The sequence below is a fragment of the Streptomyces hundungensis genome (assembly GCF_003627815.1).
Lineage (GTDB): Bacteria > Actinomycetota > Actinomycetes > Streptomycetales > Streptomycetaceae > Streptomyces > Streptomyces hundungensis_A.
Genome location: NZ_CP032698.1, coordinates 3,350,450 through 3,364,204 on the forward strand (window position 1 = coordinate 3,350,450; position 13,755 = coordinate 3,364,204).

Consider the following 13,755-nt stretch of genomic DNA (forward strand, 5'->3'; position numbering starts at 1 on the left):
GTTCTGCCTACGTCCAGCGTGCGTACTACTGACAGGGTCAGGCTCCTGGGCGTACGTCCAGGAGCGCGAGCGCGGATACTGGGGTGTCATGGACCAGCGCGCCGAACTCAGCGAATTCCTCCGCTCCCGCCGGGCCCGGCTGAAGCCGGAAGACGTGGGGCTGCCCGACCACGGGCGGCGCCGCAGGGTGCCGGGCCTGCGCCGGGAGGAGCTGGCGCAGCTGGCCGGGGTCTCGGTGGCGTACTACACACGGCTTGAGCAGGGCAACGCGCAGAACGTGTCCGTGGAGGTCCTGGAGGCGATCGGGCGGGCGCTGCGTCTGAACGACATCGAGCACGACCACCTCAGCCATCTCGCCAAGGGCAAGACGAAGAAGAAGCGCGCCTCGGCCTGTCGGCCCCAGCAGGTGCGTCCGGCGCTTCAGCAGCTGATCGACGCGATGGAGGGCGTGCCCGCGTACATCATCGGGCGGCGCCTCGACATCCTCGGCTGGAACCGGATGGCTGCGGCCCTCTTCGGCGACATGGGTCAACTGCCGTCCCGGGAGCGGAACATGGCGCGCCATGTCTTCCTCGACCCGGCGGCGCGCTCGCTGTACGCGGACTGGCACAGCAAGGCCGTCGACGTGGTGAGCGTGCTGCGGCTGTGCGCGGGCTGCTACCCCGACGATCCCCAACTGACCGCGCTGGTGGGTGAGTTGTCGGTCAAGAGCGAGGAGTTCCGGGCCCTGTGGGCGGCACACACCGTCGCCGACAAGGGTCATGGCGTCAAGCGGCTGCACCATCCGGTGGTGGGCGAGCTGACGCTCGCGTACGAGACCCTGAAGCTTCCCGACGCGCACGACCTGTCGCTGGTCACCTTCCACGCGGAGCCGGGCTCGACGTCCGAGGAGTCGCTGCGGCTGCTCGGCAGTTGGAGTGCCGAGCAGCCGGTGCGTACCTGAAGGACCGCGGAGGTCAGACGGCGGAGCCGGCCTTCCACTGGTCCCAGCTCATGTTCCAGCCGTTGAGGCCGTTGTCGGGCTGGACCGTCTTGTCGTGGGAGTTCTTGATGACGACCACGTCACCGGTGATCGAGTTGTTGTAGAACCAGGCGGCCATGGTGCCGTCGTCGCCCGCGCCCTTGGTGTCGGACAGGCCGACGCAGCCGTGGCTGGTGTTGGCGCTGCCGAAGATGGACTTGGCGCCCCAGTAGTTGCCGTGGATGAAGGTGCCGGACGCGGACAGGCGCATGGCGTGCGGCACGTCCTTGATGTCGTACTCGCCCTTGCCGTCGTCGTCCGTGAACCCGACCGTCGCACCGTTCATCCGGGTCTCCTTGTACTTCTCGGAGATCACCATCTGACCGTTGTACGTGGGGTGTTCGGGGGATCCCGCGGAGATCGGGATGGTCTTCACGACCTTGCCGTCCTGGGTGACGGTCATGGTGTGGGTGTTCGCGTCCACGGTGGAGACCTGGTTGCGGCCGATCTTGAAGGTGACCGTCTTCTCCTGGACGCCGGTGATCCCGTTGGAGGCCTCGACGCCGTCCAGGTCCATCTTCATGGTGACGGTCGAGTTCTCCTTCCAGTACTCCTGCGGGCGGAAGTCGAGGCGCTGCGCGCCGAACCAGTGCCCGACGACCTCCTGGCCGCTGCTGGAGGAGACGGAGATCTTGGCCTGGACGCCCTTCTTGTTGGTGATCGCCTTGTCGAAGTTGATCGACACCGGCATGCCGACGCCGACGGTGGAACCGTCCTCGGGCGTGAAGCTGCCTATGAAGCTGTTCTTCGGGGAGACGGTGGTGAAGGAGGCGTTCTCGTGCGCCTGGCGCCCCTTGGCGTCCGCCGCGGTCGCGGTGATCTGGTACTTCACGGAGCGCTTGAGGGCCTTGTCGGGCGCCCAGCTGAGGCCGTCGGCGGATATCTTCCCGGCCACCTTGACGCCGTCGGCGGAGGTCAGCGTCACATCGGTCAGCTTGCCGTCGGCGACGGTGACCTTGGTGTCGCTGTTGATGCCGACGTTGTCGGCGCCGTTCTTCGGCGTGATGGTGATCTTGGCGTCCGAGGTGTCCTTCTCGGCGGCCTTGTCCGCCGCCGCCTGCGACGACGACGAGCTGTCGGCCTTGGCGCCCTTGTCGCCGTCGCCGTTGCAGGCAGAAAGGACCAGTACGCCGCCGAGCACCGCGCACGCCGCCGCGAGACCCTGCTTGCGCCGCTTACTCTCCGTCTTCACACGCTTCTCCATCGTCGCCGTCCCCCCACGTCATCACGTCTAGAACATCAGACTGCTCGATACGGTTCCGCAGCGGGGGTGAATGTGGGGCACACCACGCGTCCGAGGACGGGTCGGGGCGGGACGGTACAAGATCGCCGAAAGGCTGTCCCGCCGTCCCACCTCGACCTCCGTTCGCCCGGCGCGCCTGTTCGGTCGTCGCCCTCGTCAGTCCTCGTCAGTCCCTGTCAGTACTGATCAGTCCTCGTCGCGGCTGCCGCTACCGGCTCTCGACGAGACCGCTCCCGGTCCTCGTCGCCGCCGTGCGTCAGTCGCTGCCGTGCGTCAGTCGTCGTCGCCGTCCTCGTCGAGGTCCCACTCCTCGTCGTCGGGGTCGTAACCGACCCGCTCGCTGCTCCAGGAGGCCTGGACCAGCTCCGCGCCGGGCAGCGCCGCCACCAGGTCGACCGGGTCCACGAGGTAGGCGAGGGCCTCCGCTCCGTCTTCCCGCACCGCGGCCTCGGCATGCGTACGTTCCTCGGTACGCATCGCGGAGTCCTGGGCGATGCGGTCGACGGCGGCGCCGGCGAGCCGGTCGGCGTCGGCGATCTCCAGGACCAAATCGATGCGCAGGCGCACATATCGTGATGTCTCTTCTTCGCTCATGCGAGGGAGCGTAGGGCTCGAGTCGGCCGCGACTTTCCCGCGACCCGCTGCTTTCACTAGCATCAGCGCATCCCGCCAATTCGCCGTACTCGCAAAGGGATCGCTCACTTGTCCGTCGCTCGTCGTCCCCTGCTCACCGCCACCGCGGCGGGGACTCTGCTCTGCGCCCTGTGGTTCGTGCCGTCCGCCAACGCCACGGACGAACAGCATCCTTCGGCGGCCCCCGCGCACTCCGCGTACCGGGCCGCCCCCACCCCGGCCGAAGGCCCCCTCGCACTCGCCGACACCGGCGGCCCGGACACCTCCCCCTACCTGGTCGGCGGCACGCTGTTCCTGGGGCTCGGGGCGGGGTTCGTGACGTACTCGGTCCGCAGATCGCGCACCTGCTGACCGGCTCGCGCGCCTCGACCACCGTGGCGCGCACGGCAGTTGCCCCAACGCCGAGGGCCGCCCGGGACGCGATGTCCCGGGCGGCCCTTTCGCATGGCGGGGCGGGTCAGGCGAGCGGACCCGTCACCGGCTCCACCGCGGCGACCAGCTTTCCTTCGCGTACGAAGGCGTCGGCGGCGGCCAGGTCCGGGGCGAGGAAGCGGTCCGGCCCGGGGCCCTGGACGCCGGCGGCGCGGGCCGCGGCGATGACGGCCTGCGAGGCGGGCGCGGGGGTGAGGCCCTTGCGCAGCTCGATGCCACGGGTCGCCGCGTACAGCTCGACGGCGATGACGCGGGTCAGGTTATCGACGGCGGTACGCAGCTTGCGCGCGGCCGACCAGCCCATGGAGACGTGGTCCTCCTGCATGGCGGAGGACGGAATGGAGTCGGCGGAGGCGGGCACCGCGAGCCGCTTCATCTCGCTGACCAGGGCGGCCTGGGTGTACTGGGCGATCATCAGGCCCGAGTCCACACCGGCGTCGTCGGCGAGGAACGGCGGCAGGCCGTGGCTGCGGTTCTTGTCGAGGAGGCGGTCGGTGCGGCGCTCGGCGATCGAGGCGAGGTCGGCGGCGACGATGGCGAGGAAGTCCAGGACGTACGCGACCGGGGCGCCGTGGAAGTTGCCGTTGGACTCGACGCGGCCGTCGGGCAGCACGACCGGGTTGTCGACGGCGGAGGCCAGCTCGCGCTCGGCGACGGTCAGGGCGTACGCGATCGTGTCGCGGCCCGCGCCGTTGACCTGCGGTGCGCAGCGCACCGAGTACGCGTCCTGGACGCGGGGCGCCTCTTCCTCCTGGAAGTGGCCGGTCAGACCCGAGTCCTTCAGGACGGCCAGCATGTTGGCGGCGGAGGCGCCCTGGCCGGGGTGGGGGCGGATGGCGTGCAGCTCGGGGGCGAGCACCTTCTCGGTGCCGAGCAGCGCTTCGAGGGTGAGCGCGGCGGTGATGTCGGCGGAGGTGTAGAGCTTCTTCAGGTCGGCGATGGCCATGCACAGCATGCCGAGCATACCGTCGGTGCCGTTGAGGAGGGCGAGGCCCTCCTTCTCGCGCAGCTCGACGGGGGTGATGCCGGCCGCGGCGAGCAGCTCGCCGGCGGGCTTCACCACGCCGTCGGGGCCCTCGGCGTCGCCCTCGCCCATCAGGGTCAGGGCGCAGTGCGAGAGCGGCGCGAGGTCGCCGGAGCAGCCGAGCGAGCCGTACTCGTGGACGACGGGGGTGATGCCCGCGTTGAGCACGTCGGCCATGGTCTGGGCGACGGAGGGGCGGACGCCGGTGTGTCCGGAGGCGACGGTCTTCAGGCGCAGGAACATCAGGGCGCGCACGACCTCGCGCTCCACGCGCGGGCCCATGCCGGCGGCGTGCGAGCGCACGATGTTGCGCTGGAGCTGGGCGCGGAGTTCGGGGCTGATGTGCCGGGAGGCGAGCGCGCCGAAGCCGGTGGAGACGCCGTACACCGGCTCCGGCTTGGCGGCCAGGGCGTCGACGATCTCGCGGGCGCGGGCCAGGGCGGCGAGGGCCTCTGCGGAGAGCTCTACCTTCGCGTTGTGGCGGGCCACGGCGATGACGTCCTCGGGGGTGGTCCCGGAGGTCCCCACCACGACAGTGTGCATATCCATATTCAGCACCCTACGGATTGAATCGCCGGGTGTCACTAGCGATGGCTCACCCGTGCAGCGGGTTGAACCGGCGACCCCCTGGGGCTCCGCCCCAGACCCCGTATCGCGCCTAAAGGGCGCTCGTCCTCAATCGCCGGACGGGCTGAGATGCCGGCCAGCACCGAGTAGCTAGGGGCGCGAGGAACTGCGCGACCAGCCACGCACGGCCCGCAGACGAGGCCCCTGGGGCTCCGCCCCAGACCCCGTTCGCGCCTGAAGGGCGCTCGTCCTCAATCGCCGGACGGGCTGAGGTGGCCTGCACTGTCCAGCACCGAGCACTTAAGGGGCGCGGGGAACTGCGCGACCAGCCACGCACGGTGTGAGGCCGAAAGGGGGTTAGGGGCGCGGGGAACTGCGCGAGACGCGGGCACGGTCCGCACACGAAGGCGGGTTCAGGGGCGCGGGGAACTGCGCGACCAGGCACCTGCGGCCCGCCGGGGGCCCTAGCCGCGTCCCCGGAACCGTCGGCGGTCGTGGGGCGGGCGTGGGGGGTTTTCCGCGAGGCGCAGGACCGCCCCGTCCCGCCCCGCCACCACCGGCCTCGCCGAGCGCGCCGCCTTCGCTCGGTACTGCGCCGCGTCCGCGAGGCGGAACAGGCGGCGCGCCGAGACGACCGGGCCGATGGGGTCACCCGTCGAGGCCACCCCGCACGCGACCCCCTCCCCGAGCTCCAACTCCCCCGCGCGCAGGCAGAGTTCCTCGCCCACGGCGACGACCTCGTCCGCCCCGGGCCCGACCGACAGGAGGCAGAACTCGTCGCCGCCGAGCCGCGCGGACAGCGCGCCCGGCAGCTTGGCCCCGCAGAGGGAGAGGACCGATCCGAAGCGTTCGAGGAGGCGGTCGCCCACCGCGTGGCCCAGGGTGTCGTTGACCCGCTTGAGTCCGTTCAGGTCGCACACGACGAGGCTGACCACCGAGTCGTCGGCGCGGTGGCGTTCGACCGCCTCGTCGAGGCGCATGTCGACCGCGCGGCGGTTGGCGAGCCCGGTCAGCGGATCGGTGAAGGCGAGGCGGCGTACCTCTTCGAGGCGCTCGGTCTGGGCGATCCCTGCCGCCGCGACCGAGGCGAGGACGGTCGCGAAGTCCGCGTCGGCCGCGTCGAAGACGGGCACCCCGACGGGCCGGGCCACATAGAGCTCGCCCCAGGCCCGCCCGTGGAGCACGATCGGGGCGACCACGCAGCAGCCCCGGCCGCGACGGCGCAGCGCGGTGACCCGTTCGTGGCAGTACCCGACGTCACCCTCGGGCGGCGCGGCGGCCGTCTCGACCCAGGCGTTGGGTTCGCCGCCGCCCGCCCAGCGCTCGTGCAGGAACTCGGTGATCTCGGGGAACTGGTGCACCGGATACGTCTCGTCCTCGGGGAACTCCTCCTCCCCGTGGGCCCGTTCGCCCGCGTTGACCAGCACCCTCAGGCGCCCCAGCTCGCGCTCCCACACCGACAGCGCGGCGAAGTTCCCGCCGAGCGCGCAGCGCGCCCCGAGGGCGGCGGCGCGCCAGGACTCGCGCGGCGTATGCGCCGCGGCCATGGCCTGCGCCAGCGAAACCACGGCCCGCAGCCGGGCATCCTCTCCACCCATTCCTCCAGCTTAGGGAGGTTTTGGGTGTTTTGACCCGGGGGCCGCCACGGAGGCCTCCCGGGGATGCCGCGCGGGACCCCGGGGCGCCCGGGGTCACTCCCCGGGCCAGGCCGGCTTCCGCTTCTCGTTGAACGCCGCCACACCCTCCGCCCGGTCCCCGGAGAACGCCACCGACCGCCACGCCGCGTCCTCGACCTCCAGGCCGGCCCGCAGGTCGAGGCCGTGGCCGAGCCGCATCGCCCGCTTGGCCGCGCGCAGCCCGACGGGCGAGTTGGCCGCCATGCGCCCGGCCAGCGCGAGCGCCTCGGTGCGGGCGTCCTCGGCCAGGACGTCGACGAGCCCCAACTCCCTTGCCTCGACGGCCTCGACGCGCCGCGCGGTGAAGACCAGCTCGGCGGCGCGGGCGGCGCCGACCCGGCGCGGCAGGAGCTGCGTACCGCCGCCGCCGGGGATGACGCCGACCGACACCTCGGGCAGGCCGACCACGGCGGTGGCGTCCGCCACGATCACATCGCAGGCGAGCGCGAGCTCGAAGCCGCCGCCGAGCGCGAAGCCGTGCACGGCGGCCACCGTCGGCATGGGCAGTTCGAGCACGCCGGTGTAGGCGGCGCGGGCGGTCGGGCGCTGGCGTACGAGCTCGGCGTCGCTGAAGGAGTTGCGCTCCTTCAGGTCCGCGCCGACACAGAAGGCCCGCTCGTTCGTCGAGCTCACCACGGTCACCCGGGCGTCGCGGTCGGCGCCGAGCGCCTCGCAGGCGGCGGCGATGGAGCGGGCCATCTCCGTGGACACGGCGTTCATGGCCTTGGGCCGGTCGAGCACCAGCTCGGCGACATACCCCTCGCGCCGTACGACGACGAACTCCCCGAACCGCTGCTCGGCCATGGCCAACCCCTCCGTTAACGAACGTTACGTCGGGGGTGATCCTAGGCCGCGGCCCGCGGAGTCCTCTAGGAGAGGTTCGGGACCTCGCGCCGGCGCAGGAGCCAGGGCTCCACCACCCCGAGGCCGCGCACCGGGCGCTGCCACATGGGCTGGAGCGCGAAGCGGTACTTCGCTGGGGGCGGGAAGTCCTCGCCCTCCTTCTCGGCGGCCAGCGCGTCCTGCGCGGCCTGCGCCTCGGAGACGGGTGCGTCCCCGGTGCGGGCCAGCTCCTCCGCGAACGCCCCGTCGACCAGGACGGCGTCCTTCGGGGCTATGGAGGTGAGGCGGCTGGCCAGGTTGACGGTGGTGCCGAACACGTCGCCCATGCGGGTCGTGACGGTGCCGAACGCGATGCCCACCCGCAGGGCGGGCATCGTCTCGTCGCCGGCCATGGTCTCGATCAGCCGCAGCGAGATCTCGGCGGCCGTGCCCGCGTCGTCCGCGGCGAACAGGACCTCGTCGCCCAGCGTCTTGATCAGCCGCCCGCCGTGCGCCGCGACCAGGTCGGCGGCGGTCGTCTCGAAAGCCTCGACGAGCTCGCCGAGCTCCTCCTCCTCCAGGCGCCGGGTGAGCCGGGTGAAGCCGACGAGGTCGGCGAAGCCCACCGCGAGACGGCGGTCCACCATCTCCTCGTCGTCGGCGGCCTGCACCACGCGCCCGGTGGCGGCGGCCAGCTGGCGCCGCCACACGTAGACGAGGAACTCCTCCAGCTCGGGCAGGAGCAGCTCGACCAGGGGGTAGGTGACCTCGGTGCGGGTCATGCCCGGCTCGGGGGGCTCGGTCAGGCCCTCCAGAAAAGAATCGATCTGCCATTCGGCCAGCCGGGCGGTGGTCTGCCCGGTGGAGCGCGCGACCTGCACCGCCATCGGCTCGCTGAGCAGCCCCGCCTCGACGAGTCCGGCGAGCCGGCGCAGGGCCAGCACGTCGGCCTCGGTGAGCGCCTTGGCCTGCCCGATGTCGGCGAACCCCATGGCCCGCCAGAACCGGGACGCCAGCTCCATGGAGACGCCCGCGGTACGGGCCGCCTGGAAGGGCGTGTAGCGCCGGTCGGCGCCGAGGATGAGCTGCTCCAGGCGGATGGCGAGCGGGTCGTCGGTGGGCTCGGCGGTGTGGTCGACGGCGTGGTGCGGCGTCGGGTACGCGGAGGGCGCGGCCTGTGCCGGGGTGCCGGAGCCGCCCGGGGTGTCGCCGGGGCCGCTTCCGGCGTCCGCACCGGACCGTGTCTCGTCGACGGTCACCGGCCGCCTCCTGCCCGTTGCCTGCGCACTGCCCTGCCGATCTGTCGCTGGATCGGGCTCAACGATACGGCAGGTGTGCCGTAGCTCACGTCCCGGGAGCGCCCGTCCGGCCGCTTCAGGACGCGGCCGGGCGCAGGTGCACGATGTCCCCCGCGGCCACCGGCCGCTGGACACCTTCCCCGGTGGCCAGGACCAAACGCCCGTCCCCGTCCACCGCGACCGCCTCGCCCTCCACCGACTGGCCTCCGGGCAGCTCGGCCCGTACGGTGCGGCCCAGCGTCGCGCAGGCCGCCGCGTACGCCTCGTGCAGCCCGCAGGCGGCCGGGTCTCCCGACGCCGTACGCCACGAGGCGTACCACTCCTCGATCGAGCGCAGCACCGCCCGCAGCAGGGTGTCGCGGTCGGTGGAGACCGCTCCCGCGAGGGCGAGGGAGCCCGCGCCGGGCACGGGCAGTTCGTCGGCGCGCAGCGTCACATTGAGGCCGATGCCGACGACGACGCCGTCCGCGCCGGCCCGCTCGGCGAGGATCCCGCCCGCCTTGCGCTCCGCCCCGTCCACCGTGACCAGGAGGTCGTTGGGCCATTTCAGTGCCGTCTCGACGCCCGCGGCCCGCGCGAGACCGCCCGCGACCGCGACCCCGGTGAGCAGCGGCAGCCAGCCCCACCGCTCCACCGGCACCGAGGCGCCGGGCTTCAGCAGGACGGAGAAGAAGAGCCCGGAGCGGGCCGGCGCGGACCAGCGGCGGTCCAGGCGCCCGCGCCCCGCGGTCTGCTCCTCGGCGACCAGGACCGCGCCCTCGGCGAGCCCGTCCGCCTTCGCCGCGAGGTCGGAGTTGGTGGAGCCGGTCGCCGTGACCACGTCCAGGGAGGTCCACAGCGCGTCCGGGCGCAGCAGGGCGCGGCGCAGCGCGGTGGCGTTCAGGGGCGGCCGGTCCAGGTCGGACCAGCGGCTGTCGGAAGCGTCCGGGGGTGTCATGCAGCCAGGTTAGGCCGCAATTGCAAGGCGCCCCGGGTGTGGCAAACGCCGCACTGCCGAACCGTATCGGCGCCACTACCCTACGAGTCAGTAGCCAGCCTACGAGTCAGCAGCCAGCCACCCCCGTGACCAGGCAGGGAGCCGCATCCCGATGTCCGAGCCGGAAAACGCCCAGAGCGACGCCACCGTCGACCTCCACACCACCGCCGGAAAGCTGGCGGATCTTCAGCGCCGCATCGACGAGGCGACCCACGCCGGCTCCGCGCGAGCGATCGAAAAGCAGCACGCCAAGGGCAAGTTGACGGCCCGTGAGCGGGTCGAGCTGCTCCTTGACGAGGGCTCGTTCGTCGAACTGGACGAGTTCGCCCGGCACCGCTCGACCAACTTCGGGATCGAGAAGAACCGCCCCTACGGCGACGGCGTGGTCACCGGATACGGAACGGTCGACGGCCGTCCGGTGTGCGTGTACTCGCAGGACTTCACCATCTTCGGCGGCTCGCTCGGCGAGGTGTACGGCGAGAAGATCGTGAAGGTCATGGACTTCGCCCTCAAGACGGGCTGTCCGGTCATCGGCATCAACGACGGCGGTGGCGCCCGCATCCAGGAGGGCGTCGTCGCACTCGGCCTGTTCGCCGAGATCTTCCGCCGCAATGTGCACGCCTCGGGCGTCGTTCCGCAGATCTCCCTGATCGTCGGCCCGTGCGCGGGCGGCGCGGTGTACTCCCCCGCGATCACCGACTTCACGGTGATGGTCGACCAGACCTCGCACATGTTCATCACCGGGCCCGACGTCATCAAGACCGTCACCGGTGAGGACGTGGGCTTCGAGGAGCTCGGCGGCGCGCGCACGCACAACACCACGTCGGGTGTGGCGCACCACATGGCGGGCGACGAGAAGGACGCGATCGAATACGTCAAGTCCCTTCTCTCGTACCTCCCTTCGAACAACCTGAGCGAGCCGCCGGCCTTCCCCGAGGAGGCCGATCTGGAGACCTCGGACGAGGACCGCGAGCTGGACGCCCTCATCCCGGACTCCGCGAACCAGCCGTACGACATGCACACCGCCATCGAACACGTCCTGGACGAGGGCGAGTTCCTGGAGACGCAGGCCCTGTTCGCGCCGAACATCATCACCGGCTTCGGCCGCGTGGAGGGCTACCCGGTGGGCATCGTCGCCAACCAGCCCATGCAGTTCGCCGGTTGCCTGGACATCAACGCCTCCGAGAAGGCCGCGCGCTTCGTGCGCACCTGCGACGCCTTCAACGTGCCGGTGCTGACCTTCGTCGACGTCCCCGGCTTCCTTCCCGGGGTCGACCAGGAGTACGGCGGCATCATCCGCCGCGGCGCCAAGCTGATCTACGCCTACGCGGAGGCGACGGTCCCGCTCATCACCGTCATCACCCGCAAGGCGTTCGGCGGCGCGTACGACGTCATGGGCTCCAAGCACCTGGGCGCCGACCTCAACCTGGCGTGGCCGACGGCGCAGATCGCTGTCATGGGCGCGCAGGGCGCGGTCAACATCCTGCACCGGCGCACGATCGCGGCGGCCGCCCCCGAGGACCAGGAGGCGACCCGGGCCGAGCTGATCGCGGACTACGAGGACACGCTCCTCAACCCGTACATCGCGGCGGAGCGGGGGTACGTGGACGCGGTGATCATGCCGTCGGAGACCCGGGCCCACATCGTGCGGGGCCTGCGTCAGCTGCGCACGAAGCGGGAATCCCTCCCTCCGAAGAAGCACGGCAACATCCCTCTCTAGCCCGCACCCCGCACTCTGCAAGGAGCCGCTGTGATCAAGGTCGTACGGGGCAATCCGACTCCGGAGGAGCTGGCCGCCGCACTGGCGGTGGTTCAGGCGCGCGCCGCGGCGACGGCTTCGGCCGCGTCCGGTGCGCCGGAGCCGCCGGAGGGCTGGTCCGACCCGTCCCGCATCGCCCGTCACGCCCTGCCGCGGCCGGGCGCCCACGCCTGGTCCCGCACGTACTGGCCCGCGTAGCCCAACCCCGCCCCCTCCCTGGGGGGCGGGCCGCGGGTGCCCCCCCCCTCGCGCAGTTCCCCGCGCCCCTGAAAACCCGCTTTCGGCTGCGGACCGCAGGTGGCTGGTCGCGCAGTTCCCCGCGCCCCCAAGAAACCCCGTTTTCGTCTGCGGACCGCAGGTGGCTGGTCGCGCAGTTCCCCGCGCCCCTAGCTACTCGGTGCGGGGGCACCTTCAGCCTGTCCGGCGATTGAGGACGAGCGCCGTTCAGGCGCGATCGGGGTCTGGGGCGGAGCCCCAGGTTCTTTGGCTGCGGGCCGTGCGGGGCTGGGCGCGCAGTTCCCCGCGCCCTTAACTACTCGGTCCCGGCCCGCATCGGCCACCTCAGCCCGTCCGGCGATTGAGGACGAGCGCCCTTTAGGCGCGAACGGGGTCTGGGGCGGAGCCCCAGGTTCTTTGGCTGCGGGCCGTGCGGGGCTGGGGCGCCTTCAGCCTGTCCGGCGCCCGGAGGCTGAGTATTCGTACTCAGGCGCGTGAAGCGGCCGCGTCGCACTATCGGTTGCATGCTGTGGTCAGACCCCGATGACAAGCCCCCGAAGGAACTCCGCGACGCCCAGGCGATGATGCGCCGCGCGGGCCTGTTCCTCGCCCTCGCCATGGTGGTGGCGATGATCGTGGTCAACATCCGCTGAGCGGGCCGGGGCGGGCCCGGTCCACCACCCGGCGCCTACGATGGCGCACATGACTGCTCCGCGCCGCCTCGTCCTCGCCTCCCAATCCCCCGCCCGGCTCGGGCTGCTCCGCCAGGCGGGGCTCGCGCCCGAGGTGATCGTCAGCGGCGTCGACGAGGACGCCCTGAGCGCGCCGACCCCGTCCGAGCTCGCCCTGGTCCTCGCCGAGGCGAAGGCGGACGCGGTGGCCGCCCGCCCCGAGGCGTCGGGCGCGCTCGTCATCGGCTGCGACTCCGTGCTGGAGCTGGACGGCCTGGCGCTCGGCAAGCCCGCCGACGCCGAGGACGCGACGGCCCGCTGGAAGTCGATGCGCGGCCGCTCGGGCGTACTGCGGACCGGGCACTGCGTGATCGACACGGCGACCGGCGGGCGTACCTCGGCGACCGCGTCGACGGTCGTCCATTTCGGCGAGCCCACGGACGCGGAGCTCGCGGCGTACGTGGCGAGCGGTGAACCCCTGTACGTGGCAGGGGCGTTCACCCTCGACGGCCGCTCGGCACCCTTCATCGACTCCATCGAGGGCGACCCCGGCAACGTCATCGGGCTCAGCCTGCCCCTGCTGCGCACCCTCCTCGCCGAGCTGGGCGTCCCGATCACCGAGCTGTGGGTCTAGGCGGCCATCAGGCGGCCGCCGGCGCCCCGTTGGGGGCAGGAGGGGTGCCGTCCTCGGGGGCGGGCCCGGCCTTGGCGACGGGACGCTCCCTCGCGTACGCCAGGAGTACGAGGACGAGCAGCGCGAGCACGACCATCAGATACGCGAAGGCGCCCCAGCCGACCAGGCCGACGGTGAACGCGGCAAGGACCGCGTGCACCACCGCGCAGGCGATCAGCGTGATGCGGGCGATGCGGCCCGGCGCGCGGTCACGGATGCCGACGATCAGCAGAAGCACCCCGCAGACGGCGAGGAAGAGTCCGAAGAGGCCGCCCGCGACCCAGGCTCCCACCGAGATGGCGTGGGGATCGATCCCGGCGAGCGACATGTTCTGGTTGTGGGCGACCAGGCCGAGCACCCAGTTGACCAGCACGATCCCGCAGGCCTCGGCGAAGAGAATGAGCGCGGCCACGATGGCGATCGGTCGGCGCAGCACGCGCGACACCCCCTGTTACCCCTAGTACGGCTGTGCCGCGCACGCTACTAACCGGTAATGGTTCGTACAAGGGTCCGGACAACACCGGTGGGCCTCCCGTGGGCATCCCGTGGGCGGCCCGCTTCGGCGCGCGGGGGCCGCACCGCAAAGAATCACTCGGCCATTCGTAGGTACTCCACAAAGAAATCCCCGGACGTGCTGGCCCCCGGGACAGAGACCTTGCCCACACCCGGCCGCTACTGTGCGGTACGGGAGCCCGGCGTACCGTGGTGCGACAAGGGATTTCGCGACTTGAGCGTGGCTCGAAT

General features: G+C 71.9%; 14 protein-coding genes. 6 read left to right on the forward strand and 8 right to left on the reverse strand.

Annotation, left to right across the window (positions count from 1 at the left end):
• Positions 1-88: 88 nt before the first annotated feature.
• Entirely contained in the window at positions 89-943 is an 855-nt protein-coding gene (locus DWB77_RS14795) for a helix-turn-helix transcriptional regulator (RefSeq protein ID WP_120721724.1), read from the forward strand.
• Positions 944-956: 13 nt separating this feature from the next.
• On the opposite strand, the gene DWB77_RS14800 is transcribed toward DWB77_RS14795, so the two are convergent.
• Positions 957-2,225, reverse strand: coding sequence for a L,D-transpeptidase (locus tag DWB77_RS14800; protein WP_120721725.1), 1,269 nt, complete (start codon positions 2,223-2,225; stop codon positions 957-959).
• A 312-nt stretch (positions 2,226-2,537) separates the two neighbouring features.
• Complete coding sequence (locus DWB77_RS14805) at positions 2,538-2,858, reverse strand: hypothetical protein (RefSeq protein ID WP_120721726.1); 321 nt, start codon at positions 2,856-2,858, stop codon at positions 2,538-2,540.
• 108 nt (positions 2,859-2,966) lie between these two features.
• On the opposite strand from DWB77_RS14805, the gene DWB77_RS14810 reads away from it, so the two are divergent.
• Positions 2,967-3,248: a hypothetical protein gene (locus tag DWB77_RS14810; protein WP_120721727.1), complete on the forward strand. Its 282-nt coding sequence runs from the start codon at positions 2,967-2,969 to the stop codon at positions 3,246-3,248.
• Positions 3,249-3,354: 106 nt separating this feature from the next.
• On the opposite strand, the gene hutH is transcribed toward DWB77_RS14810, so the two are convergent.
• The 5 genes from hutH to DWB77_RS14835 all read right to left on the reverse strand — a co-directional run bounded on the left by hutH (position 3,355) and on the right by DWB77_RS14835 (position 9,653).
• Positions 3,355-4,896 carry a histidine ammonia-lyase gene (gene hutH, locus DWB77_RS14815; protein WP_120721728.1) on the reverse strand — a complete coding sequence of 514 codons (1,542 nt, stop codon included), beginning with the start codon at positions 4,894-4,896 and terminating at the stop codon, positions 3,355-3,357.
• 488 nt (positions 4,897-5,384) lie between these two features.
• Positions 5,385-6,518 (reverse strand): GGDEF domain-containing protein, encoded by a 1,134-nt coding sequence (locus DWB77_RS14820; RefSeq protein WP_120721729.1) that lies wholly within the window; start codon positions 6,516-6,518, stop codon positions 5,385-5,387.
• A gap of 93 nt (positions 6,519-6,611) precedes the next feature.
• Complete coding sequence (locus DWB77_RS14825; RefSeq protein WP_120721730.1) at positions 6,612-7,400, reverse strand: enoyl-CoA hydratase/isomerase family protein; 789 nt, start codon at positions 7,398-7,400, stop codon at positions 6,612-6,614.
• Positions 7,401-7,465: 65 nt separating this feature from the next.
• Positions 7,466-8,677: an adenylate/guanylate cyclase domain-containing protein gene (locus DWB77_RS14830; protein ID WP_120721731.1), complete on the reverse strand. Its 1,212-nt coding sequence runs from the start codon at positions 8,675-8,677 to the stop codon at positions 7,466-7,468.
• 115 nt (positions 8,678-8,792) lie between these two features.
• On the reverse strand, positions 8,793-9,653 hold the full coding sequence (locus DWB77_RS14835) for a biotin--[acetyl-CoA-carboxylase] ligase (protein WP_120721732.1): 861 nt from the start codon (positions 9,651-9,653) through the stop codon (positions 8,793-8,795).
• A gap of 151 nt (positions 9,654-9,804) precedes the next feature.
• Here DWB77_RS14835 and DWB77_RS14840 point away from each other — a divergent pair, with 151 nt between their 5' ends.
• From DWB77_RS14840 to DWB77_RS14850, 4 genes are all read left to right on the forward strand, one after another.
• Positions 9,805-11,412: an acyl-CoA carboxylase subunit beta gene (locus tag DWB77_RS14840; RefSeq protein WP_120721733.1), complete on the forward strand. Its 1,608-nt coding sequence runs from the start codon at positions 9,805-9,807 to the stop codon at positions 11,410-11,412.
• Between the two features lie 30 nt (positions 11,413-11,442).
• Positions 11,443-11,649 carry an acyl-CoA carboxylase epsilon subunit gene (locus DWB77_RS14845; RefSeq protein WP_120721734.1) on the forward strand — a complete coding sequence of 69 codons (207 nt, stop codon included), beginning with the start codon at positions 11,443-11,445 and terminating at the stop codon, positions 11,647-11,649.
• A gap of 542 nt (positions 11,650-12,191) precedes the next feature.
• Entirely contained in the window at positions 12,192-12,320 is a 129-nt protein-coding gene (gene mmpB, locus DWB77_RS39270; RefSeq protein WP_281279999.1) for a morphogenic membrane protein MmpB, read from the forward strand.
• A gap of 40 nt (positions 12,321-12,360) precedes the next feature.
• Positions 12,361-12,972 carry a Maf family protein gene (locus DWB77_RS14850; RefSeq protein WP_120721735.1) on the forward strand — a complete coding sequence of 204 codons (612 nt, stop codon included), beginning with the start codon at positions 12,361-12,363 and terminating at the stop codon, positions 12,970-12,972.
• A 7-nt stretch (positions 12,973-12,979) separates the two neighbouring features.
• Here DWB77_RS14850 and DWB77_RS14855 read toward each other — a convergent pair whose 3' ends face one another.
• Positions 12,980-13,444 carry a hypothetical protein gene (locus DWB77_RS14855; RefSeq protein ID WP_246033863.1) on the reverse strand — a complete coding sequence of 155 codons (465 nt, stop codon included), beginning with the start codon at positions 13,442-13,444 and terminating at the stop codon, positions 12,980-12,982.
• Positions 13,445-13,755: the final 311 nt, after the last annotated feature.